Consider the following 23607-nt stretch of genomic DNA (forward strand, 5'->3'; position numbering starts at 1 on the left):
ATGAAAAAATTAACTATTGGCTTAATTGGCAATCCTAATTCCGGCAAGACAACCTTATTTAATCAGTTAACCGGCGCGCGCCAGCGCGTGGGAAATTGGGCAGGCGTAACGGTTGAACGTAAAGAAGGCCAGTTCGCGACAACGGACAATCAGGTCACCCTGGTTGACCTTCCCGGCACCTACTCCTTAACCACGATTTCATCCCAGACTTCCCTCGATGAGCAAATTGCCTGCCACTACATTCTTGGCGGCGACGCGGATCTGCTGATCAACGTGGTCGACGCTTCGAACCTCGAGCGAAACCTTTACCTGACGCTACAGCTGCTGGAGCTGGGGATCCCCTGCATCGTGGCGCTCAACATGCTCGACATTGCGGAAAAACAAAAGCTGCGCATCGACGTCGATGCGCTCTCCGCGCGCCTGGGCTGTCCGGTGGTTCCGCTGGTCTCGACCCGCGCTCGCGGTATCGACGCCCTGAAGCTGGCGATTGACCGCCACGCGGGAAACCGCGACGTTGAGCTGGTGCATTACGCCCAGCCGCTGCTGCGCGAAGCCGAACGGCTGGCGCAGGAGATGGACAGCAGCATGCCTGCAAAACAGCGGCTGTGGCTCGGCCTGCAGATGCTGGAAGGGGATATCTACAGCCGCGCCTATGCCGGACATGCGGCGGATAAGCTGGACGTGGCCCTCGCCCGTCTCAGCGACGAGCTGGACGATCCGGCGCTGCACATCGCCGATGCGCGTTATCAGGCCATTGCGTCAATTTGCGACGTGGTCAGCAACGCCCTTACCGCAGAGCCCAGCCGCTTCACGGCGGCGGTGGATAAGATTGTGCTCAACCGCTTCCTCGGTTTGCCCATCTTCCTGCTGGTGATGTACGTGATGTTCCTGCTCGCGATTAACATCGGTGGCGCGCTGCAGCCGATTTTTGACGCCGGTTCTGTCGCGGTCTTCGTACACGGTATTCAGTGGGTAGGTTACACCCTGCATTTCCCGGAATGGCTGACCATCTTCCTTGCCCAGGGGATTGGCGGCGGTATCAACACCGTGCTGCCGCTGGTACCGCAGATCGGCATGATGTATCTGTTCCTCTCGTTCCTCGAAGATTCCGGCTACATGGCGCGCGCCGCCTTCGTGATGGACCGCCTGATGCAGGCGCTGGGCCTGCCGGGCAAATCGTTCGTTCCGCTGATCGTCGGCTTCGGCTGTAACGTGCCGTCGGTAATGGGCGCGCGCACCCTGGATGCACCGCGTGAACGACTGATGACCATTATGATGGCGCCGTTTATGTCCTGCGGCGCGCGTCTGGCAATCTTTGCCGTCTTCGCGGCAGCCTTCTTTGGCCAGCAGGGCGCGCTGGCGGTCTTCTCGCTGTACGTGCTGGGCATCGTGATGGCGATCCTGACCGGCTTAATGCTCAAGCACACCATCATGCGCGGTGAAGCGTCACCGTTTGTAATGGAGCTTCCGGTCTATCACGTCCCGCACCTGAAAAGCCTGGCGATCCAGGCCTGGCAGCGCCTGAAAGGCTTTGTGCTGCGCGCCGGTAAGGTGATTGTTATTGTCAGTATTTTCCTGAGCGCGCTGAACAGCTTCACCCTCACCGGTCAGGCGGCAGATAACATCAACGACTCTGCCCTCGCCTCCGTCAGCCGCGTCATCACGCCGGTCTTCAAACCGATTGGCGTGCAGGAGGATAACTGGCAGGCGACCGTGGGCCTGTTCACCGGTGCGATGGCGAAAGAGGTGGTCGTCGGGACCCTGAACACGCTCTATACCGCAGAGAACATTCAGGAGCAGGAATTTAACCCGGCGGAGTTTCACCTCGGTGACGAACTGCTGGCTGCCGTAGAGGAGACCTGGCAGAGCCTGAAAGACACCTTCAGCCTGAGCGTGCTGGCTAACCCGATTGAGGCCAGCAAAGGCGACGGCGAAATGGCGACCGGTGCCATGGGCGTAATGGGCGAGAAGTTTGGCAGCGCGTCCGCAGCCTACAGCTACCTGATCTTCGTTCTGCTCTATATTCCGTGCATCTCGGTGATGGGGGCGATTGCCCGTGAGTCCAGCCGCGGCTGGATGGGCTTCTCCATTCTGTGGGGGCTGAATATCGCCTACTCGCTGGCGACGCTGTTTTACCAGACCGTTAACTTCAGCCAGCATCCGCGCTACAGCCTGGTCAGCATCCTGGCGGTCATCCTGTTTAACGTGATTGTGATTGGCCTGCTGCGCCGGGCGCGAAGCCGCGTTGATATCAACCTGCTGGCGACGCGTAAAACCCCGGCCACCTGCTGCAACAGCCCGGCTGGCGACTGTCACTAAGGGGAAAAACAGATGGCATCGTTGATTCAGGTTCGTGACTTACTGGCATTGCAGGGACGCATGGAGGCAAAACAGCTCAGCCTTAGCCTGCATACCCCGCAGCCGATGATCGATGCCATGCTGGAGCGCCTGGAAGCCATGGGTAAAGCCGTGCGGATTCAGGACGAAGCGGAGGGTTGCCTCTCCGGCAGTTGTAAAAGCTGTCCGGAAGGAAAGGCCTGTCTCAGGGAGTGGTGGGCACTGCGATAATAAAGCCGGGCATTGCTGCCCGGTTTTATCGTATTACTTATAGACATCCGCAGTAGCGCGTACGTTTTTGGTCTGTTTTTCTGCGCTGGTGACGACGAAGTATGTCCCGCCCAGCTCATCCGCTTTCTTCGACAGCTCTTTTCTTGCATCCATCGGCGCGGTGGTGTCAGACGTAGAAATCTCACCAATTTTCGTCAAATTCATCCCGGCAACTTTATCTTTTTCCAGCTCTTTTGCCGCAAAAACGCCAAATGACAGTGACCCAATAACCAGAGAAGTGACAATACCTGTAACAAGTTTCATAGCCTGACTCTCCATAGGATTGTTGTTTTGATCATCGTAGGCAGAACAACCGCAACGACATCTGGAGTATGGTTGCGGTGTGTAACTTTTTCCAGGCTGGATAGAAAATAATCAGTCTAAACGTTGACTTAACGCAACCAACGCTGAACAAAACTCCGTCGGATGAGAGATAAACGGCGCATGCGCGGCTTTTGCTATGACCTGTGATTCGCTGTCCGGCCAGAGGGAATCCAGAAGTGGGACCACTTTGCGCGGCACCAGCCCGTCGAGATAGCCATAGATGCGCAGGTGCGGCATGCTCAGCCCGGCCAGCGGCTCGCGCAGATCGGCCGTTTTCAGGATCTCAAGACCGCCGTTAAGCACCTCGACGTCCGGCATCGGCAGGGAGAGCACCACCTGCTTTAACGCTCTGGCATCCTGACGCGCGGTTTCGGTGCCCATCGTCTGCAAGGCGAGGAATCGCTCGACGGTCCGCTGGAAATCGTCGCTCAGCTGCTGCTGGAAGCCCGCCAGAACGTCAGGTTTGATGCCGGGCCACGCCTCTTGCGCGCTAAAGCATGGCGACGAGGCCACGGTGACCAGCGCCCTAACGCGCTCGGGCCAGGAGAGCGCAATCTGGCTTGCCACCAGCCCGCCCAGACTCCAGCCCAGCCAGATGGCATTTTGCGGCGCGGCGTCTACAACGTGCTGCGCCATTTCATCAAGCGACATCGCGCCAAAGCCACGGCTGCGACCATAGCCCGGCAGATCAACCAGATGTAACGTAAATTGCGAGGCAAGTTCCTCGCTTATGCAATGCCACACTTCCGCATTCAGGCCCCATCCGTGCAGCAGCACAAGATGGCAATTTCCTGTCCCTACGGTCTGCCACCACAGCGTCTTCATCAGTTACTGTTCTCTTTTTTCACATGGAGGTTGCACATGCTAACAGTGCCTGGCTTGTGCTGGCTATGCAAAATGCCGCTTGCCCTCAGCGCGTGGGGCGTCTGTTCCGTCTGCACGCGTTCGCTGGAAAGGCGTATCACAACCTGCCCGCAATGTGGTTTACCGGCGGCGAACCGCGATTTGCCCTGCGGCCGCTGCCTGAAAAAATCCCCTCCGTGGAGCGCGCTGGTGGCCGTGGATGATTATGTTCCGCCGCTGAGCGGGCTTATTCACGCCCTGAAGTTTTCCGGTCAGAGTTCGCTGGCGCAGCCCCTTGCCCGCCTGCTTTTGCTGGCCGTTTTACAGGCGCGACGAACCCGCGCTTTGCCGAAAATCGACATGGTGGTGAATGTCCCCTTATACCGACGCCGGCACTGGCGGCGCGGCTATAATCAAAGCGACCTGCTCTGCCGCCCGCTCGCCCGGTGGCTGGGTTGTTGCTACGATGCCAGCGCGCTTACCCGCGTTCATGCCACCGCCATCCAGCATCAGCTCAACGCCCGGCTTCGCAAAAGGAACCTGAAAAACGCCTTTCGCCTTGAATTGCCGGTCCACGGCCTCCATATCGCCATCGTGGATGACGTCGTCACCACAGGCAGTACCGTTGCTGAACTTTCCCGACTGCTTTTGCAAAGCGGCGCCGCGTCGGTTCAGGTATGGTGTCTGTGCCGTACCTTGTAGCCCTTCTTCAATGGGCGTATGATTATACCCAGGTAATTTAGTCAACTATTAGGCCAAAGCTATGATCCGTATTTCCGATTCTGCACAAGCGCACTTTGCCAAACTGCTGGCAAATCAGGAAGAAGGGACGCAGATCCGCGTGTTTGTGATCAATCCAGGCACTCCGAATGCAGAATGTGGTGTCTCTTATTGTCCTCCGGACGCTGTGGAAGCAACTGACACTGCCCTTAAATTTGAACAGCTCACCGCTTACGTCGATGAACTGAGCGCGCCGTATCTTGAAGATGCGGAAATCGACTTTGTCACCGACCAGCTGGGTTCTCAGCTGACCCTGAAAGCGCCAAATGCCAAAATGCGTAAAGTCTCTGACGATGCGCCGCTGATGGAGCGCGTTGAGTATCTGCTGCAGTCCCAGATCAACCCACAACTGGCCGGCCACGGCGGTCGCGTTTCCCTGATGGAAATCACGGAAGACGGCCTGGCGATCCTGCAGTTCGGCGGCGGCTGTAACGGTTGCTCCATGGTCGACGTGACCCTGAAAGAAGGGATCGAGAAGCAGCTGCTGAACGAATTCCCGGAACTGAAAGGCGTGCGCGACCTGACAGAGCACCAGCGCGGCGAGCACTCTTACTACTAATTCAGTACCCGTCTGTATTGCCCGGTGGCGCTGCGCTTACCGGGCCTGACTCCCTTGCCTTCCCCCCTCTATATGTTGACCTGCGTCTCATAATTCAAATTTTGCCTCACCGGGTGATTCTCAACCACGATATGTTACCCGTATCATTCTCGTGGGCACTCAACACCCTTATAACAGCCGACTAAACTTAACTGTTTCGCAGGCATCAGTATGAGTGCCGTTAACCACTCTGTTCCCAGTTGGGACAACCGGAATTTGTCGTTGAAACAATGACGTTACCCATAACAATTCAAAGGCCAGGTAAATCATGCCATTAGTCATCGTTGCTATCGGTGTTGTGTTATTACTGCTCTTGATGATCCGCTTCAAAATGAACGGATTTATCGCTCTGGTTCTGGTGGCACTTGCAGTCGGTCTGATGCAGGGGATGCCGCTGGTTAAAGTTATCAGCTCTATCAAAGCCGGTGTCGGCGGCACGCTCGGCAGCCTGGCGCTGATCATGGGCTTCGGCGCCATGCTCGGTAAAATGCTGGCGGACTGCGGGGGCGCGCAGCGTATTGCCACCACCCTGATTGCCAAATTCGGTAAACAGCACATCCAGTGGGCGGTGGTGTTAACCGGTTTTACCGTCGGTTTCGCGCTGTTCTATGAAGTGGGCTTCGTGCTGATGCTGCCGTTGGTGTTCACCATCGCCGCCGCGGCCAACATTCCGCTGCTGTTCGTGGGTGTGCCAATGGCTGCTGCGCTGTCCGTGACCCACGGCTTCCTGCCACCGCACCCGGGTCCAACCGCCATCGCCACCATCTTCCACGCCGATATGGGTAAAACCCTGCTGTTCGGTACGATTCTGGCGATCCCGACCGTAATTCTGGCAGGCCCGGTGTATGCCCGTTTCCTGAAAGGCATTGATAAGCCTATTCCGGAAGGTCTGTACAGCGCCAAAACCTTCACTGAAGAAGAGATGCCAGGCTTTGGCGTCAGCGTCTGGACCTCGCTGGTACCGGTGATCCTGATGGCAATGCGCGCCGTGGCGGAGATGATCCTGCCGAAAGGCCACGCTTTCCTGGCCGTTGCCGAGTTCCTCGGCGACCCGGTGATGGCAACGCTGATTGCGGTATTGATTGCGATGTTCACCTTCGGCCTGAACCGTGGCCGCTCCATGGATCAGATCAACGACACGCTGACCTCGTCCATCAAAATCATTGCCATGATGCTGCTGATTATCGGCGGTGGCGGTGCGTTCAAGCAGGTGCTGGTCGACAGCGGCGTGGACAAATACATCGCTTCCATGATGCATGAAACCAATATCTCTCCAATCCTGATGGCGTGGTCTATTGCTGCCGTGCTGCGTATCGCGCTGGGTTCTGCAACCGTTGCGGCGATTACAGCGGGCGGTATCGTTGCGCCGCTGATTGCTACCACGGGCGTCAGCCCTGAGCTGATGGTTATTGCGGTAGGCTCCGGCAGCGTGATTTTCTCTCACGTGAACGATCCGGGCTTCTGGCTGTTCAAGGAGTACTTCAACCTGACCATCGGTGAAACCATCAAGTCCTGGTCAATGCTGGAAACCATTATTTCGGTCTGCGGCCTGGTAGGGTGTCTGCTGTTGAATATGGCTCTCTGACTCTCCTGCTCGATCGGTTCCCTCTCCCCTTTGGGGAGAGGGCTAGGGTGAGGGGCAAATTACGACTTCTTACCCACCGCCCTTCTGCGCTTATCCAAATCTTTAATCAGCCTGTTCACCCCGTCATCGGCAAACATCGTCTCAAGCGTTGTGGACAGCTTGCGGCGCCAGTTCTTGTACTGATAGCTGGTGCCCGGAACGTTCACCGGCTCCGCCATATCAATCCAGTCTTCCGGCTGCAGGCCGAGCAAAGCGCTGTTGCTGTCGGCAATATAGCGTTGCAGGCCACGGTTGAGTGTTGGGGTCATTGCCATCAGCGACGCCTTATGTCCGGCACGCTTGGGCAGACAGCCATGCTTGTGCAGCGCGTCCAGCAGCCCCTGCTTCGCCAGCTCGCGGTCCTGATACAGCCCGCGCAGAACCTCTTCATCTGGATAGAGGCCCAGCGTTTTGCCGAGGGTCAGATCGCCGCTTTCCCAGTAGCCTCTGAGCGTAGGAAGATCATGCGTCGTCGCGACTGCCATTGACTGTTCAGGGTACGCTTTCGGCGCGCGGAAGGTTTTCTCATGGTCGTTTTCAAAATAGAGCACTTTGTAGGAATAAACCCCGCTGTCGCGGAGCTTGCTGACAATTTCCACCGGTACGGTACCGAGATCTTCACCGATCACCATGCACTGATGACGTTTACTCTCCAGGGCCAGGATCGACAGCAGATCGTCCACCGGATACTGCACGTACGCCCCGTGATCGGCCGTTTCACCGTACGGGATCCACCACAGGCGCAGCACGGACATCACGTGGTCAATGCGCAGCGCCCCGCAGTTCTGCATGTTCGCGCGCAGCAGGTCGATAAACGGCTCGTAGGCGCGCGCCGCCATCACGTGCGGATCCATCGGCGGCAGGCCCCAGTTCTGACCGAGCGGGCCGAGGATATCCGGCGGCGCGCCGACGGATGCTTTCAGGCAGTAAAGCTCACGGTCACACCAGGTTTCCGCGCCGCCTTCCGCCACGCCCACGGCCAGATCGCGATACAGGCCGATCGGCATTTTATAGCCCTGGCTCACCTGCCAGCAGGCGGCAAACTGGCTGTACGCCAGCCACTGCAGCCACAGGTAGAAGTCCACCTCGTCGGCATGATTTTTACAGAAGGCTTTGACTTCAGGGGTATCCACGGTCTGATACGCTTCCGGCCAGACCGGCCAGCCCCAGCGCATTTCGTCCTCTTTCACCTGATACGCGTGCAGCGCATCAAATGCCGCCTGCCAGTAGAGGCTTTCACCTTCCTGCATCACGAACTGGCGGAAGGCCGCCATCTGCTCGTCGTCGCGCTTCGCAAAGCCTTTCCACGCCAGGCGCAGAGCCGCCATTTTCAGCGCGGTCACGGAGGCATAATCTACCCAGTCCGCATCGCGGGCCTGCTTCAGCAGCTGCTGGGTGGTCTCAAGCTTCCACCACGCCTGCGCCTCTTTGCTGTTTTTGAAATCGTCTAACGCGTTAACGTCGATGTAAATCACGTTCAGCCAGCGTCGGGAAGACGGGCTGTACGGGCTCGCGCTTTCCGGGTTGGCCGGATAGAGCGCGTGGATCGGGTTGAGGCCGATAAACGCGCCGCCGCGCTCACCAACAGATGCCAGCATCTTTTTCAGATCGCCAAAATCGCCGATCCCCCAGTTGCTGTCGGAACGCAGCGTATAGAGCTGCACGCAGGCGCCCCACAGTTTTTTGCCTTCGAGCAATGCCTGCGGCTCATAGCAGCGTTTTGGCGCGACGATCACCCGGCAGTGAAAACGCTGTTCGTCCTGGGTGAGCGTCAGGCTGTGATAGCCCTCCGGCAGCTTTGCCGGAAGGTTTAACGTTTTGCCGCCGGTGGCGTGGCCTTTATGCTGATGCCCCTCTTCGGTGGTGAGCAGCCAGCTATACTCGCCGCGCCCCTCCACCGCCAGCGGCATCTTTTTGCCTGCGGTAAAGACCTTCACGTTTGGCACCGGAGCAGCCGACGCGTTCGCGTCGGTTTTGTGCATGGCATCCAGCAAACGTCTTTTGGTGTCCGCACCAATAGACTGCGGTTTGCCGTGCGCATTGATGTAACTGAGGCTAATTCCCGCCGCCTGCGCGGCACTGTCCAGACGTTTACTCTCCATCGCGCTTCCTTAGCGTTTTGCCTGCCAGATACGGGCCTGATAATCACGGATTGAGCGGTCAGAGCTGAACATGCCGCAGCGCGCGGTGTTCAGAATGCACGCCCGGGTCCACGCCTCCTGGTCGCGGTACAGCACGTCGACCTGTTTCTGCGCTTCAACGTAGGCCGTGAAGTCCGCCATCACCAGGTACGGGTCGCCGCCGTGTTTGTCCATGCTGTGCAGCATCTGGTCAAACGCGTGCTTGTCGCCATCGCTGTATTTGCCGCTTTCCAGCTCCTTCAGCACCGCATCCAGCACTTTGTCTTTTTTACGCCATTTCACCGGGTCGTAGCCTTTGGCCTTGATGGCTTTCACTTCTTCAACAGTATGGCCGAAGATAAAGATGTTCTCTTCACCGACCTTCTCGGCGATTTCGACGTTCGCACCGTCCAGCGTGCCGACGGTCAGCGCGCCGTTGAGCGCCAGCTTCATGTTGCCGGTACCGGACGCTTCTTTCCCTGCGGTCGAGATCTGCTCGGAGATATCCGCCGCCGGGATCAGCATTTCCGCCGCCGAGACGCAGTAATCCGGCAGGAACACGACCTTCAGCTTGTCGCCCACTTTCGGATCGCTGTTGATCGCCGCCGCCACTTTATTGATGGCGAGGATAATGTTTTTCGCCAGGTAGTAGCCCGGCGCCGCTTTCGCCCCGAACAGGAACACGCGCGGCACGCGGTCGGCCTGCGGGTTCTCGCGGATCTCTTTGTACAGCGCCAGAATGTGCAGCAGGTTCAGGTGCTGACGCTTGTACTCGTGCAGGCGTTTGATCTGGATATCGAAAATCGCGTTCGGGTTGATCTCAATCCCGGTACGCATTTTCACAAACTCCGCCAGGCGAACCTTGTTCTCCAGCTTGATCGCGCGGTACTGCTCGCGGAATTTCGCGTCGTCGGCGTATTTTTCCAGGTTAATCAGCTGGTCCAGATCGTTGGCCCACTCTTTCTTCAGGGTCTTATCCAGCAGGCCGGCCAGCAGCGGATTGCACTGCTTGATCCAGCGACGCGGCGTAATGCCGTTGGTCACGTTGTGGAATTTGGTCGGCCACAGCTGGTGATATTCCGGGAACAGATCTTTCACCACCAGATCGGAGTGCAGCGCCGCCACGCCGTTCACGGCAAAGCCGCTCACCACGCACATGTTCGCCATACGCACCTGTTTGTCGTGCACCACCGCCAGCTTCGCCCAGACGGCTTTGTCGCCCGGCCAGGTTTTCTCCACCAGCGTTTTGAACTGGTCGTTAATCTTGTTGATGATCTGCATGTGGCGCGGCAGCAGCGTTTTCACCAGCTTCTCATCCCAGCACTCCAGCGCTTCCGGCATCAGGGTGTGGTTGGTATAGGCGAAGGTGCGGCTGGTGATGGCCCAGGCGTCGTCCCAGCTCAGCTGATGCTCGTCAATCAGCACGCGCAGCAGTTCCGGGATGGCAATAGTCGGGTGCGTATCGTTAAGCTGAATGACTTCGAAGTCCGGCAGTTCCGCCAGCTTGCGGCCCGCCAGGTGATGGCGACGCAGAATATCCGCCACGGAGCAGGCGCACTGGAAGTACTGCTGCATCAGGCGCAGCTTTTTGCCCGCCAGATGGTTGTCGTTCGGATAGAGCACTTTCGTCAGCTTCTCGGCGTCGATCCCCTGCTGCTCAGCGCGCAGGAAATCGCCGTCGTTGAATTTGGTCAGGTTGAACGGATGCGCGTGCTTCGCCTGCCACAGACGCAGCGGCTGCGCCACGCCGTTACGGTAGCCGAGCACCGGCAGGTCCCAGGCTTCGCCGGTAATAGTGAACGCCGGTTCCCAGAGCCCCTGCTTCGTCACTTTCCCGCCGATGCCGACCTGCACGTCCAGCTGCGCGTTGTGGCGGAACCACGGGTAGGTATTGCGATGCCAGTCGTCCGGCGCTTCCATCTGGTGGCCGTCGGCAAACGACTGACGGAACAGGCCGTACTGGTAGTTCAGGCCATAGCCAATCGCCGACTGGCCGACCGTTGCCATAGAGTCAAGGAAACAGGCCGCCAGACGCCCCAGTCCGCCGTTGCCCAGCGCCGGGTCGATCTCTTCTTCCAGCAGGTCGGTCAGGTTAATGTCGTGCTCTTTCAGCACATCACCCACCTCCTGATACCAGCCGAGGTTCAGCAGGTTGTTGCCGGTCAGGCGGCCAATCAGGAACTCCATCGAGATATAGTTAACGTGACGCTGGCCTTTGACGGGCTTCGCCACGGGCTGAGCATCCAGCTGCTCTGCGAGCGCCCCGCTCACCGCCTGCCACCACTGGTGAGGCGTCATCTCGTTTGCGGCATGAAGGCCAAAACGCTGCCACTGACGCGTCAGGGCAGCCTGGAATTGAGCTTTGTTGAAGGTAGGCTGTGACATAGGGGATCGGCATCCTTTAGAAAGAAAACACAAGTTGGCGCTAGTGTGCCTGGCTCATTTCACCTCTTCCTCCTCCCGTGGGGGATTAGACAGGGAGGAGTAGCGGGGATGAGCGTAAAAGTGTGATCGAGGCCACTCTGAGAGCATAGCTGGAGTGTGCCCGGAAGATAAAAAAGTAACCGGGGAGAATGTCAAAGAAATGAAATGCGGTTTTGGATGAAATTAATCCACGCGGAAATGATTGCTTACGGAGAATAATATTTCAGCAATCGGGTTCTGCCTAAGGAGATTATTAATCTCACTCAACTTTACCCGAAGTTTATTAAATTCGACGTCATTATACCTTTCTGAAACCAGTTTCAGCCCAGCCTCGTGACATCCATACAAGCCAGCATTGACGCGGCATCAAAGCCTTTTCAAAAAAGTTCCAGTACTGGCCGGAATGTTTTGTGACAGAGTGCAAATTCAGAGCCACAAATGCCAGACATAACTTGCAATAGTTCTCTTTCTGACCGACCTTATAGCTATTAATTACGAAGCGCAAAAAAAATAAATTCTCTCGTTCCCCACAGTGAAGTGAAACCTATGTTGATTCCGTCAAAATTAAGTCGCCCGGTTCGTCTTGACCATACAGTGGTCCGCGAGCGTCTGCTGGCTAAACTTTCCGGCGCGCATAATTTCCGACTGGCGCTGGTTACGAGCCCTGCAGGTTATGGAAAAACAACGCTCATTTCACAATGGGCCGCAGGTAAGGGCGATCTTGGCTGGTACTCCCTCGACGAGGGCGATAACCAGCAAGAGCGTTTTGCCAGCTATCTGATTGCCGCTATTCAACAGGCAACCAACGGACACTGCGTCGCCAGCGAGGCAATGGTGCAAAAGCGCCAGTACGCCAGTCTGTCCTCCCTTTTCTCTCAGCTGTTTATCGAACTGGCCGAATGGCATCGCCCGCTGTACGTGGTGATTGATGACTATCATCTGATCACGAACCCGGTTATCCATGAGTCGATGCGCTTCTTCCTGCGCCACCAGCCGGAAAACCTGACCCTGGTCGTGCTGTCACGCAACCTGCCGCAGCTCGGTATTGCCAACCTGCGCGTGCGCGATCAGCTTCTGGAAGTGGGCAGCCAGCAGCTGGCCTTTACCCACCAGGAAGCGAAACAGTTCTTTGACTGCCGCCTGACCTCACCCATTGAGGCCTCCGAAAGCAGCCGCTTGTGTGATGATGTCGCAGGCTGGGCCACGGCGCTACAGCTGATTGCCCTTTCTGCCCGGCAAAACAACAGCCCGACGCACCAGTCTGCGCGCCGTCTGGCCGGCATCAACGCCAGCCATCTTTCGGATTACCTGGTGGATGAGGTGCTGAACAGCGTCGATCCCTCCACCCGCAATTTCCTGCTGAAAAGCTCCCTGCTGCGCTCCATGAACGACGCGCTGATTGTGCGCGTAACAGGCTGTGAGAACGGTCAACTGCAGCTGGAAGAGATTGAACGTCAGGGCCTGTTCCTGACGCGCATGGACGACCCCGGCGAGTGGTTCAGCTATCACCCGCTGTTTGGCAGCTTCCTGCGCCAGCGCTGCCAGTGGGAGCTGGCAACGGAATTGCCGGAAATCCACCGCGCCGCCGCCGAAAGCTGGATGGCGCAAGGCTTCCCGAGCGAGGCCATTCACCACGCGCTTGCCGCCGGTGACGCCAGCATGCTGCGCGATATCCTGCTTAACCACGCGTGGGGGCTGTTTAACCACAGCGAACTGACGCTGCTGGAAGAGTCGTTGAAAGCCCTGCCGTGGGAGAGCCTGCTGGAGAACCCGCGCCTGGTGCTGCTCCAGGCCTGGCTGATGCAGAGCCAGCACCGCTACAGCGAAGTGAATACCCTGCTGGCGCGCGCCGAGCAGGAGATGGAAAGCGAAATGGATATCACCCTGCACGGCGAATTTAACGCCCTGCGGGCGCAGGTCGCGATTAACGACGGCGATGCGGATGAAGCGGAACGGCTGGCGATGGTCGCGCTGGATGAACTGCCGCTGGCGAATTTCTACAGCCGGATTGTGGCTACCTCGGTGCACGGCGAAGTGCTGCACTGCAAGGGCGAACTGACGCGCTCCCTTTCGCTGATGCAGCAAACCGAGCAGATGGCGCGCCGCCATGATGTGTGGCACTACGCCCTGTGGAGCCTGATTCAGCAAAGCGAGATTTTATTCGCACAGGGGTTCCTGCAGGCCGCCTGGGAAAATCAGGAAAAAGCGTTCCAGCTGATTCGTGAACAGCACCTGGAACAGCTGCCGATGCACGAGTTCCTGTTGCGTATTCGCGCTCAACTGCTGTGGGCATGGTCGCGTCTGGATGAAGCAGAAAGCTGCGCCCGTCAGGGTGTGAACGTGCTCTCTGGCTTCCAGCCTCAGCAGCAATTGCAGTGTCTGGCCCTGCTGGTGCAGTGCTCGCTGGCGCGTGGCGATCTGGATAACGCCCGCAATCACCTTAACCGTCTGGAAAACCTGCTCGGCAACGGTCAGTACCACAGCGACTGGGTATCGAACGCCGACAAGGTTCGGGTGATTTACTGGCAGATGACGGGGGACAAAAAATCCGCCGCCAACTGGCTGCGCCAGACGCCTAAACCGGAATTTGCCAATAACCACTTCCTGCAAAGCCAGTGGCGCAACATCGCCCGCGTGCAGATCCTGCTGGGCGACTTTGAGCCTGCCGAAATTGTGCTGGAAGAGTTAAACGAAAACGCCCGCAGCCTGCGTCTGATGAGCGACCTGAACCGCAACCTGCTGCTGTTAAACCAACTTTACTGGCAGGCTGGGCGCAAAAACGACGCCCAGCGCGTGCTGCTGGAAGCCTTGCAGCTGGCGAACCGCACCGGGTTTATTAGCCACTTCGTGATTGAAGGTGAAGTGATGGCGCAGCAGCTGCGCCAGCTGATTCAGCTCAACACGCTGCCGGAGCTGGATCAGCATCGCGCCCAGCGCATTCTGCGCGAAATTAATCAGCATCATCGCCACAAGTTTGCGCATTTCGACGAGAACTTTGTTGAACGCCTGCTGAACCACCCGGAAGTGCCGGAGCTTATTCGCACCAGCCCGCTCACCCAGCGCGAATGGCAGGTGCTGGGGCTGATCTATTCAGGCTATAGCAACGAGCAGATTGCCGGTGAGCTGGCGGTGGCGGCAACCACCATCAAAACGCACATTCGCAATCTGTATCAGAAGCTGGGCGTGGCGCACCGTCAGGACGCGGTACAGCATGCGCAGCAGCTGTTGAAGATGATGGGGTACGGAGTTTAGTTTTGTGCGGCATGATGCCCTCACCCCGGCCCTCTCCCACAGGGAGAGGGAGAACGGCTTTTCAACACAACTCTAACTGCAAATTATTATCCTTAATCACCTGCATCACGCCCGCTGGCGGCATCACGTCGGTATAGACCGCATCCACCATGCTGATGCTGCCCATGTTCACCATCGCGTTACGGCCAAACTTCGAGTGATCCACCACCAGCATCACGTGGCGCGAGTTCTCAATAATCGCGCGCTTGGTGCGCACCTCGTGATAATCAAACTCCAGCAGCGAGCCGTCGGTGTCGATGCCGCTGATCCCCAGAATGCCGAAGTCGAGGCGGAACTGAGAGATAAAGTCGAGCGTCGCTTCGCCGATAATCCCGCCGTCGCGGCTGCGCAGTTCGCCGCCCGCGAGGATGATGCGGAAATCATCTTTCTGCATCAACGTGTTGGCGACGTTCAGGTTGTTGGTCACCACGCGCAGGTTCTCGTGATCCAGCAGCGCATGAGCGACCGCTTCCGGCGTGGTGCCGATATCAATAAACAGCGTCGCACCGTTCGGGATTTGGCTCGCCACTTTACGCGCAATGCGCTCTTTCTCTGCCGTCTGCGTGGCTTTACGGTCGTGCCAGGAGGTGTTGACCGAGCTGGACGGCATCGCCGCGCCGCCGTGGTGGCGCAAAATACGGTTCTGATCGGCCAGATCGTTCAGGTCACGACGGATGGTTTGCGGGCTGACGGCAAACTGCTCCACCAGCTCTTCGGTGCTGACGTATCCCTGTTTTTTGACCAGTTCGATAATGGCGTCATGACGTTGTGTTTGTTTCATCAATTATCCCTGAGAATTATGTTCGTTTTCGCGCATGGAGCGTGTCGGCAAGCGCCATTGCAAGACCGACGGCGAGGCCGGTGACGTGCGCACCATTGGCGATAGACATACCAAACAGATCAAACCATCCGGCAATTAGCCATATTAACGCAAAGGCTATTAATCCGCGTTGTAAATAGATGCCGCTTTCCGGGTCGCGCTCCCCGCGAAGCCAGACGTAGCCCATCAAAGCGTAGACGACACCCGACAGCCCGCCGAACCACGGGCCGCTGAATTTATGCTGTACATAGCCGCTCAACAGGGCGCTGATTACGGTGATGACAATCAGCTTGCCGCTGCCGAGCCGCTTTTCAACGATACCGCCGAGATACCACCACCACAGCAGGTTAAAGAGGATATGCATCACCGAGAAATGCATCAGCGCGTGGGTAAAGTAGCGCCAGACGTCAAAATCCAGCGACGGATCATACGGCCACGCCAGCGCGATCATCACGCTCTGGTCGCCCACCACGTTCATAATAATGAAGACGATAATGCAGGCTGCCATCAGCAGCAGCGTAAACGGGCCTGCGCGCTCGCGTATCGTGGCAAGGAAGGGAAAGCGGCTGTAATGCAGTCCGCTGCCGGTCTGCCCGGATTGCCAGCTGGCCGCCAGATAGCGCGGGTCGCCGGGGTTCTCAAGGAAACGCGCCAGCTCCTCGTTGACCCGCCCTGCCTGGCTCTCATCGGCCAGCCAGACGTCGGTCTGAGTATGTTGCTGAATGGTCAGAATAACGCCCTGCGTCGCCATATAGTCGACAAACGCCTGGGCGACGCGCGGGTTGGTAAAAGAGGTGATCATCAACATGGGCAGCGGTCGCTTATTTCCACACAAAAGGGGACAGTATAGCGGGATTAGCGCTCAAACGCGTATTCCACTTCTGCCGGGAAATGACGATGCCAGGCATCAAAGCCGCCGTCGACGCTGTATACCGCGTCATAGCCTTGCTGAATCAGATACTGCGCCGCGCCTTTGCTGCTATTGCCGTGGTAGCACATGACCATAACGGGCGTTTCGAAGTCGTTATCGCGCATAAACGCGCCCAGCGTGTCGTTGGTCAGATGAAACGCGCCCGGCGTGTGGCCCATGGCAAAACTCTGCGGGTCGCGGATGTCCACCAGCACCGCTTTTCCCTGGTGCATCTTCTGGTGGGCTTCTTCTACGTTAATACATTCAAACTGATCCATGGTGTTCTCTTTACAGTGGTCAACGACAAGATTTTACCCCGTAGTGTACGTCCTGGCGGCGGGTAAACGCCATTATGTTATCCATATCACTCTAAATTGTTTTTTTGATGTTACCAAAAGCGCGTTCCTTTGCTATTATGAGCGATATCGAACATTTTTGAGCTTTAACGAAAGTGCATGAGGGTGTTATGGAAACCAAAGATCTGATTGTGATAGGCGGTGGCATCAACGGTGCCGGTATTGCGGTTGATGCCGCAGGACGCGGTTTATCCGTGCTGATGCTGGAAGCTAACGATCTCGCCTGCGCGACGTCGTCCGCCAGCTCCAAGCTGATCCACGGTGGCCTGCGCTACCTGGAACACTACGAATTCCGCCTGGTCAGCGAAGCGCTGGCCGAACGCGAAGTGCTGCTGAAAATGGCCCCGCATCTGGCGATCCCGATGCGCTTCCGCCTGCCGCACCGCCCGCACCTGCGTCCGGCGTGGATGATCCGCATCGGCCTGTTTATGTACGATCATCTGGGCAAACGCACCAGCCTGCCGGGTTCGAACGGTTTGCGTTTTGGCTCAGAATCGGTCCTTAAGCCGGAAATCGTGCGCGGTTTCGAATATTCAGACTGCTGGGTTGACGATGCGCGTCTGGTGCTGGCGAATGCGCAGATGGTCGAGAAGAAAGGCGGCGAGGTGAAAACCCGGACCCGCGCGACCGCCGCCCGTCGTGAAAACGGCCTGTGGATTGTGGAAGCAGAAGACGTGGATACCGGCGAGAAGTTCAGCTGGAAAGCACGCGGCCTGGTGAACGCCACCGGCCCGTGGGTGAAGCAGTTCTTCGACGACGGCATGCACCTGCCTTCGCCGTACGGCATCCGCCTGATCAAAGGCAGCCACATTGTGGTGCCGCGCGTACATACCCAGAAGCAGGCCTACATTCTGCAGAACGAAGACAAACGCATCGTGTTTGTGATCCCGTGGATGGACGAATTCTCCATCATCGGCACCACCGACGTGGAGTACAAGGGCGATCCGAAGAACGTCGAGATCGACGAGAGCGAAGTGAACTACCTGTTGAAAGTGTATAACGCGCACTTCAAGAAACAGCTGTCGCGCGACGACGTGGTCTGGACCTACTCTGGCGTGCGTCCGCTGTGCGATGACGAGTCTGACTCACCGCAGGCCATCACCCGCGACTACACGCTTGATATCCACGACGTAGACGGTCAGGCACCGCTGCTGTCGGTGTTTGGCGGCAAGCTGACTACCTACCGCAAGCTGGCCGAGCACGCGCTGGAAAAACTGGCGCCGTACTACAAAGGTATTGGCCCGGCGTGGACCAAAGAGGCATTGCTGCCCGGCGGAGACATTGGCGGAAACCGCGACGATTACGCCGCGAAGCTGCGTCGTCGCTTCCCGTTCATTACCGAAGGGATGGCGCGCCACTACGCCCGCACCTACGGCAGCAATACCGAGCTGTTCCTGGGCGACGCGAAATCGCTTGCCGATCTGGGTGAACATTTCGGCCACGAGCTGTACGAGGCCGAGCTGCGCTACCTGGTTGAGCACGAGTGGGTTCGCCGCCTTGAAGATGCCATCTGGCGTCGTACCAAAGAAGGGATGTGGCTTAACGCCGAGCAGCAGTCTCGCGTGGCGCAGTGGCTGCAGCAGCATGCGGGGAAGCGTGAATTATCATTGGCGTCGTAAATGAAAAAAGCCGGGTGGCGGCTCCGCCTTACCCGGCCTACTCGAACCCGTAGGCCCGGTAAGCGCAGCGCCACCGGGCTTTGTTTTTACAACCGCACCGGATCAATATGCCAGATATTCTCGGCATACTCCTTGATGGTCCTGTCAGACGAGAAATACCCCATGTTGGCGATGTTGTGCATCGCCGCGCTGGTCCACTTCTCCTGCTGACGGTACAGTTCGTCCACTTTATCCTGGCAGTCCACGTAGCTGCGATAATCCGCCAGCACCTGATAGTGGTCGCCAAAGTTAATCAGCGAATCCACCAGATCGCGATAGCGGCCCGGCTCGTCGGGGCTGAACACACCGGTCGCAATCTGCGTCAGGACCTGACGTAGCTCTTCATCCCCTTCATAGAACTCACGCGGGGAATAGCCTTTCCTGCGCAGCGCCTCCACTTCTTCGGTGGTATTGCCGAAGATAAAGATATTCTCTTCTCCTACGTGCTCCAGCATCTCGACGTTCGCCCCGTCCAGGGTGCCGATGGTCAGCGCGCCGTTGAGGGCAAACTTCATGTTGCTGGTGCCGGACGCTTCCGTTCCCGCCGTGGAGATCTGCTCGGAGAGATCTGCCGCCGGGATGATCAGCTGCGCCAGGCTGACGCTGTAGTTCGGGATGAATACCACCTTCAGCTTGTCGCCAATCTCCGGATCCTGGTTCACCACCTTCGCCACGTCGTTGATCAGGTGAATAATGTGCTTCGCCATGTAGTAGGCGGAAGCCGCCTTACCGGCGAAGATCTTCACGCGCGGCACCCACTCTGCGGTTGGATCGGCCTTAATGCGGTTGTAGTGGGTGATCACGTGCAGCACGTTCATCAGCTGACGCTTGTACTCGTGGATGCGCTTGATCTGCACGTCAAACAGCGCTTTCGGGTTTGCGACCACGTTGAGGTGCATCGCCAGCCAGACCGCCAGACGTTTCTTGTTCAGCAGCTTGGCTTCCCGCACGGCCTTGTTCACCGTCGGGAAATCAATATGCTGCTTAAGCTCGCTCAGCTGGCTCAAATCGGTGCGCCAGGTGCGTCCGATATTCTCATCCAGCACGTCAGAGAGCGGCTGGTTGGCCAGCGCCAGCCAGCGGCGCGGCGTAACGCCGTTGGTGACGTTGCAGAAGCGCGTCGGGAAGATCTTCGCGAAGTCCGCAAACAGGGACTGCACCATCAGGTTCGAGTGCAGCTCGGACACCCCGTTGACCTTGTGGCTGATGACAACCGCCAGCCAGGCCATGCGCACGCGACGACCGTTGGATTCATCAATGATCGAGGCACGGCTCAGCAGCCCGGTATCGTTCGGGTACTGCTCCTGCAGCGTCTTGAGGAAGTAGTCGTTGATCTCGAAGATGATTTGCAGGTGGCGCGGCAGAATTTTGCCGAGCATGTCCACCGGCCAGGTCTCCAGCGCTTCGCTCATCAGGGTGTGATTGGTGTAGGAGAACACCTGGCACGTCACCTCAAACGCGTCGTCCCAGCTGAACTTGTGCTCGTCGATCAGCAGGCGCATCAGCTCGGGAATGGAGAGCACCGGATGGGTGTCGTTAAGGTGAATCGCGGTTTTCTCCGCCAGGTTGGCGTAGGTTTTGTGCAGCTGATGGTGGCGGCTGAGGATGTCCTGAATCGTCGCGGAGACGAGGAAATACTCCTGACGCAGGCGCAGCTCGCGCCCGGAGTAGGTTGAGTCATCCGGGTACAGCACGCGGGAGACGTTCTCGGAGTGGTTTTTATCTTCCACCGCCGCAAAGTAGTCGCCCTGGTTAAATTTACCGAGGTTGATTTCGCTACTCGCCTGGGCGTTCCACAGGCGCAGCGTATTGGTCGCATCGGTGTCATAGCCGGGGATGATCTGATCATAGGCCACGGCGAGGATCTCTTCGGTTTCCACCCAGCGGGACTTTTTCCCTTCCTGCTGTATGCGTCCGCCAAAGCGCACCTTGTAGCGCGTGTTGTGGCGCTTGAACTCCCACGGGTTGCCGTATTCCAGCCAGTAGTCCGGGGACTCTTTCTGGCGGCCGTCAACGATGTTCTGCTTGAACATGCCGTAGTCGTAGCGAATACCGTAGCCGCGCCCCGGCAGCGCCAGCGTTGCCAGCGAGTCTAGGAAGCAGGCGGCAAGACGCCCGAGACCGCCGTTACCCAGCCCCGGGTCGTTCTCTTCGTCAATCAGCTCTTCTAAATCCAGCCCCATCTCTTCCAGCGCGGTTTTGACGTCGTCGTAGATACCGAGCGACAGCAGCGCGTTGGAGAGGGTGCGGCCAATCAAAAATTCCATCGACAGGTAGTAAACCTGCCGCGTCTCCTGCGAAAGCTGGGCGCGGTTAGAGCGCAGCCAGCGTTCGACCATGCGGTCACGCACCGCAAACAGGGTGGCGTTAAGCCACTCGTGCTTGTTGGCGATGACCGGATCTTTCCCGATGGTAAACATCAGCTTGTAGGCGATGGAGTGCTTTAACGCCTCAACGCTGAGCGTGGGGGAAGAGTAGCTAAATGGAGCGTTCATATCAGTAACTTCGCCTCGTTACATCAAGCGTTGATAAAGGTCGCGGTACGACTGCGCCGCAACGTGCCAGCTAAAGTCCATGGACATCGCCTGACGCTGAACGTAACGCCACAGGGATGGACGGGACCACAAGACGAACGCACGCCGAATCGCCCGAAGCAGCGACCAGGCATTACTGTCTTCAAAGACAAACCCGCTGGCGATACCGTCCGCCAGGTTTTCCAGAGAACTATCCGACACCGTATCCGCCAGCCCGCCCGTGCGGCGCACCAGCGGCAGCGTGCCGTATTTCAGACCGTAGAGCTGCGTCAGGCCGCAGGGTTCGAAACGGCTCGGCACCAGAATCACGTCCGCGCCGCCCATAATGCGGTGCGAGAATGCTTCGTGATAGCCAATCTGCACGCCCACCTGCCCCGGATGTTCCGCGGCGGCGGCGAGGAAACCTTCCTGCAGCACCGGGTCGCCCGCGCCGAGCAGCGCCAGCTGTCCGCCCTGCTCCAGTAAACCGGGCAGCGCCTCCAGCACCAGATCCAGCCCTTTCTGGCTGGTCAGGCGGCTGACCACCGCAAACAGCGGCACCTTGTCGTTGACCTTCAGCCCCATCGCAATTTGCAGCTGGCGTTTGTTTTCAGCTTTATCTTCCACCGAGTCGCGGCCATAGCGCGCGGCAAGCAGGAGATCGGTTTCAGGGCTCCAGATCTGCTCATCCACGCCGTTCAGAATGCCCGACAGGCGGCCTTCACGATGGCGCTGCTGCAGCAGCCCTTCCAGACCGTAGCCAAACTCCGGCTGGGTAATTTCACGCGCGTAGGTGGGGCTCACCGCCGTGATGTGGTCGGCGTAGTACAGCCCGGCCTTCAGGAACGAAATTTGCCCGTTGAACTCCAGCCCGTGCATGTTATAGAACGACCATGGCAGATCGATGTCATTCATATGATGCGCATAGTACATGCCCTGATACGCCAGGTTGTGCACCGTAAACACCGATTTTGCCGGATGCCCTTTTGCCGCCAGATACGCTGGCGTCAGCCCGGCGTGCCAGTCGTGCGCGTGGACCACATCCGGACGCCAGAACGGATCCAGCCCGACGGCCATCTCCGCCCCCACCCAGCCGAGCAGTGCAAAGCGCAGCACGTTATCGGTATAGGCGAACAGGTTGGTATCGTGATACGGGCTGCCCGGACGGTCGTACAGATGCGGCGCGTCGATCAGGTAGATCCCTACGCCGTTGTAATGCCCAAACAGCAGGGTGATGCGTCCGGCAAACGTTTCACGGCGGGTCACGACCTTTGCATCAGGTATGCCGCGCCGGATATCCGGGAAGGCGGGCAGCAGGACGCGGGTATCGACTCCACCGGCGATTTGCGCCGCCGGTAATGCACCAAGAACATCCGCCAGGCCGCCCGTTTTTAACAACGGGAACATCTCAGAACATACGTGTAAAACCTGCATCATCGCTCCTGTTTGATCTGCAGCTTCCGCAACATTTCCCGTGTGACTAACACGATCCCCTCTTCAGAACGGTAGAAGCGACGCGCATCTTCTTCCGCGTTTTCACCAATCACCATTCCCTCTGGAATGACGCAGGCGCGGTCTATCACGCAGCGACGCAGACGACACGAACGCCCTACCCAGACATCCGGCAGCAGAACCGCCGAATCGATATTACAGAATGAGTTTATACGCACGCGCGGGAACAGCACGGACTGCACCACCACCGAACCGGAGATGATGCACCCGCCGGAGACCAGCGAGTTCAGGGTCATGCCGTGGCTGCCGGATCGGTCCTGCACGAACTTCGCCGGCGGCAGGGATTCCATGTGGGTACGAATCGGCCAGTTCTGGTCGTACATATCCAGCTCAGGCGTCACGGACGCCAGATCGAGGTTGGCTTTCCAGTACGCTTCCAGGGTTCCCACATCACGCCAGTAAGGCTCCGCATTCGGGTCGGACTGCACGCAGGACAATGGGAAGGGATGTGCATAGGCCATGCCAGCTTTGGTAATTTTCGGGATGATGTCTTTACCGAAGTCGTGGCTGGAGCTTTCGTCTTTGTCGTCTTCTTCGAGCAGCTCATAAAGATAATCTGCATCAAAGACATAGATCCCCATGCTGGCGAGCGATTTGGTGTCATCGCCCGGCATGGTTGGCGGGTTCGCCGGTTTTTCAACGAAGTCGATAATCTTGTCGTCCGCATCCACGTGCATCACGCCAAACGCCGTCGCCTCGGCAACGGGCACCGGCAGACACGCCACGGTGCAGCGCGCCCCTTTTTCGACGTGGTCGATCAGCATGTGCGAGTAATCCTGCTTGTAGATGTGGTCACCCGCGAGGATCACGATGTATTCCGCGCTGTAGCGGCGAATAATGTCGAGGTTTTGGGTCACCGCATCCGCCGTGCCGCGGTACCAGTTTTCCCCGTGTACGCGCTGCTGCGCTGGGAGCAGATCGACAAACTCGTTCATCTCTTCGCTGAAGAATGACCAGCCGCGCTGAATGTGCTGCACCAGGGTGTGCGACTGATACTGCGTAATGACGCCAATGCGGCGAATGCCCGAGTTCAGGCAGTTTGAGAGCGCAAAGTCGATAATGCGGAACTTACCACCAAAGTGAACGGCCGGCTTGGCGCGCTTGATGGTCAAATCTTTCAGACGGGTACCACGCCCGCCCGCAAGTATCAGGGCAACGGTTTTTAATGGTAGCTGGCGCGCCAACATTAACGGATCGTTCTTCTCTAATCTAACCATGACTAACTCC

17 protein-coding genes are annotated in these 23607 nt (G+C 58.0%); 7 read left to right on the forward strand and 10 right to left on the reverse strand.

The genetic code is table 11. The features are described from left to right. Both feoB and feoC read left to right on the forward strand, forming a co-directional pair. Positions 1-2319 carry a Fe(2+) transporter permease subunit FeoB gene (gene feoB / locus INF73_RS06455; RefSeq protein WP_193540268.1) on the forward strand — a complete coding sequence of 773 codons (2319 nt, stop codon included), beginning with the start codon at positions 1-3 and terminating at the stop codon, positions 2317-2319. 12 nt (positions 2320-2331) lie between these two features. Then, positions 2332-2568, forward strand: coding sequence for a [Fe-S]-dependent transcriptional repressor FeoC (gene feoC, locus INF73_RS06460; protein ID WP_048960506.1), 237 nt, complete (start codon positions 2332-2334; stop codon positions 2566-2568). Between the two features lie 33 nt (positions 2569-2601). Here feoC and INF73_RS06465 read toward each other — a convergent pair whose 3' ends face one another. Further along, entirely contained in the window at positions 2602-2871 is a 270-nt protein-coding gene (locus tag INF73_RS06465) for a YdgH/BhsA/McbA-like domain containing protein (protein ID WP_028014676.1), read from the reverse strand. 111 nt (positions 2872-2982) lie between these two features. Then, positions 2983-3756, reverse strand: coding sequence for a pimeloyl-ACP methyl ester esterase BioH (bioH, locus tag INF73_RS06470; protein WP_028014677.1), 774 nt, complete (start codon positions 3754-3756; stop codon positions 2983-2985). A 36-nt stretch (positions 3757-3792) separates the two neighbouring features. On the opposite strand from bioH, the gene gntX reads away from it, so the two are divergent. From gntX to gntT, 3 genes are all read left to right on the forward strand, one after another. Then, complete coding sequence (gntX, locus tag INF73_RS06475; protein WP_126327246.1) at positions 3793-4476, forward strand: DNA utilization protein GntX; 684 nt, start codon at positions 3793-3795, stop codon at positions 4474-4476. A gap of 61 nt (positions 4477-4537) precedes the next feature. Then, positions 4538-5113, forward strand: coding sequence for a Fe-S biogenesis protein NfuA (gene nfuA, locus INF73_RS06480; protein ID WP_003861601.1), 576 nt, complete (start codon positions 4538-4540; stop codon positions 5111-5113). A 307-nt stretch (positions 5114-5420) separates the two neighbouring features. Next, positions 5421-6737, forward strand: a complete 1317-nt coding sequence (gene gntT, locus INF73_RS06485) for a gluconate transporter (RefSeq protein ID WP_048960500.1) — start codon at positions 5421-5423, stop codon at positions 6735-6737. 59 nt (positions 6738-6796) lie between these two features. Here the strand turns inward: gntT and malQ are convergent, their stop codons facing one another. Together malQ and malP are read right to left on the reverse strand one after the other, a co-directional pair. Then, a complete protein-coding gene (gene malQ, locus INF73_RS06490; protein WP_069733638.1) occupies positions 6797-8878 on the reverse strand; it encodes a 4-alpha-glucanotransferase in 2082 nt (693 codons plus the stop codon). A 9-nt stretch (positions 8879-8887) separates the two neighbouring features. After that, positions 8888-11281 (reverse strand): maltodextrin phosphorylase, encoded by a 2394-nt coding sequence (malP, locus tag INF73_RS06495; protein ID WP_192979062.1) that lies wholly within the window; start codon positions 11279-11281, stop codon positions 8888-8890. Positions 11282-11866: 585 nt separating this feature from the next. Between malP and malT the strand changes: the two genes are divergently transcribed. After that, positions 11867-14572: an HTH-type transcriptional regulator MalT gene (malT, locus tag INF73_RS06500; RefSeq protein WP_193540265.1), complete on the forward strand. Its 2706-nt coding sequence runs from the start codon at positions 11867-11869 to the stop codon at positions 14570-14572. A gap of 61 nt (positions 14573-14633) precedes the next feature. On the opposite strand, the gene INF73_RS06505 is transcribed toward malT, so the two are convergent. Genes INF73_RS06505 through glpE form a run of 3 tightly spaced genes read right to left on the reverse strand, consistent with a single transcriptional unit; the run spans position 14634 to position 16619 of the window. Continuing rightward, positions 14634-15392 carry a DeoR/GlpR family transcriptional regulator gene (locus INF73_RS06505; protein ID WP_193540263.1) on the reverse strand — a complete coding sequence of 253 codons (759 nt, stop codon included), beginning with the start codon at positions 15390-15392 and terminating at the stop codon, positions 14634-14636. Between the two features lie 16 nt (positions 15393-15408). Beyond that, on the reverse strand, positions 15409-16239 hold the full coding sequence (glpG, locus tag INF73_RS06510) for a rhomboid family intramembrane serine protease GlpG (RefSeq protein WP_045259371.1): 831 nt from the start codon (positions 16237-16239) through the stop codon (positions 15409-15411). A gap of 47 nt (positions 16240-16286) precedes the next feature. Continuing rightward, a complete protein-coding gene (gene glpE, locus INF73_RS06515) occupies positions 16287-16619 on the reverse strand; it encodes a thiosulfate sulfurtransferase GlpE (protein WP_028014686.1) in 333 nt (110 codons plus the stop codon). A 188-nt stretch (positions 16620-16807) separates the two neighbouring features. Between glpE and glpD the strand changes: the two genes are divergently transcribed. After that, positions 16808-18316, forward strand: coding sequence for a glycerol-3-phosphate dehydrogenase (gene glpD / locus INF73_RS06520; protein WP_028014687.1), 1509 nt, complete (start codon positions 16808-16810; stop codon positions 18314-18316). A gap of 86 nt (positions 18317-18402) precedes the next feature. On the opposite strand, the gene glgP is transcribed toward glpD, so the two are convergent. From glgP to glgC, 3 genes are read right to left on the reverse strand one after another with little or no spacing between them, the layout of a single operon-like run. Beyond that, a complete protein-coding gene (gene glgP, locus INF73_RS06525) occupies positions 18403-20850 on the reverse strand; it encodes a glycogen phosphorylase (RefSeq protein WP_041911899.1) in 2448 nt (815 codons plus the stop codon). An 18-nt stretch (positions 20851-20868) separates the two neighbouring features. Continuing rightward, on the reverse strand, positions 20869-22302 hold the full coding sequence (gene glgA / locus INF73_RS06530; protein ID WP_041911898.1) for a glycogen synthase GlgA: 1434 nt from the start codon (positions 22300-22302) through the stop codon (positions 20869-20871). Next, positions 22302-23597, reverse strand: coding sequence for a glucose-1-phosphate adenylyltransferase (gene glgC, locus INF73_RS06535; RefSeq protein WP_028014690.1), 1296 nt, complete (start codon positions 23595-23597; stop codon positions 22302-22304). The genes glgA and glgC overlap by 1 nt, the downstream gene beginning before the upstream one ends. Positions 23598-23607: the final 10 nt, after the last annotated feature.

The sequence above is a fragment of the Enterobacter cloacae complex sp. P6RS genome, assembly GCF_014982245.1.
Classification (GTDB): Bacteria; Pseudomonadota; Gammaproteobacteria; order Enterobacterales; family Enterobacteriaceae; genus Enterobacter; species Enterobacter bugandensis.

What these genes read in the sequence shown, in the direction of transcription:
- feoB (WP_193540268.1), top strand. Translation starts at nt 1, where the DNA reads ATGAAAAAATTAACTATTGGCTTAATTGGCAATCCTAATTCCGGCAAG.
- feoC (WP_048960506.1), top strand. Translation starts at nt 2,332, where the DNA reads ATGGCATCGTTGATTCAGGTTCGTGACTTACTGGCATTGCAGGGACGC.
- INF73_RS06465 (WP_028014676.1), bottom strand. Translation starts at nt 2,871, where the DNA reads ATGAAACTTGTTACAGGTATTGTCACTTCTCTGGTTATTGGGTCACTG.
- bioH (WP_028014677.1), bottom strand. Translation starts at nt 3,756, where the DNA reads ATGAAGACGCTGTGGTGGCAGACCGTAGGGACAGGAAATTGCCATCTT.
- gntX (WP_126327246.1), top strand. Translation starts at nt 3,793, where the DNA reads ATGCTAACAGTGCCTGGCTTGTGCTGGCTATGCAAAATGCCGCTTGCC.
- nfuA (WP_003861601.1), top strand. Translation starts at nt 4,538, where the DNA reads ATGATCCGTATTTCCGATTCTGCACAAGCGCACTTTGCCAAACTGCTG.
- gntT (WP_048960500.1), top strand. Translation starts at nt 5,421, where the DNA reads ATGCCATTAGTCATCGTTGCTATCGGTGTTGTGTTATTACTGCTCTTG.
- malQ (WP_069733638.1), bottom strand. Translation starts at nt 8,878, where the DNA reads ATGGAGAGTAAACGTCTGGACAGTGCCGCGCAGGCGGCGGGAATTAGC.
- malP (WP_192979062.1), bottom strand. Translation starts at nt 11,281, where the DNA reads ATGTCACAGCCTACCTTCAACAAAGCTCAATTCCAGGCTGCCCTGACG.
- malT (WP_193540265.1), top strand. Translation starts at nt 11,867, where the DNA reads ATGTTGATTCCGTCAAAATTAAGTCGCCCGGTTCGTCTTGACCATACA.
- INF73_RS06505 (WP_193540263.1), bottom strand. Translation starts at nt 15,392, where the DNA reads ATGAAACAAACACAACGTCATGACGCCATTATCGAACTGGTCAAAAAA.
- glpG (WP_045259371.1), bottom strand. Translation starts at nt 16,239, where the DNA reads ATGTTGATGATCACCTCTTTTACCAACCCGCGCGTCGCCCAGGCGTTT.
- glpE (WP_028014686.1), bottom strand. Translation starts at nt 16,619, where the DNA reads ATGGATCAGTTTGAATGTATTAACGTAGAAGAAGCCCACCAGAAGATG.
- glpD (WP_028014687.1), top strand. Translation starts at nt 16,808, where the DNA reads ATGGAAACCAAAGATCTGATTGTGATAGGCGGTGGCATCAACGGTGCC.
- glgP (WP_041911899.1), bottom strand. Translation starts at nt 20,850, where the DNA reads ATGAACGCTCCATTTAGCTACTCTTCCCCCACGCTCAGCGTTGAGGCG.
- glgA (WP_041911898.1), bottom strand. Translation starts at nt 22,302, where the DNA reads ATGCAGGTTTTACACGTATGTTCTGAGATGTTCCCGTTGTTAAAAACG.
- glgC (WP_028014690.1), bottom strand. Translation starts at nt 23,597, where the DNA reads ATGGTTAGATTAGAGAAGAACGATCCGTTAATGTTGGCGCGCCAGCTA.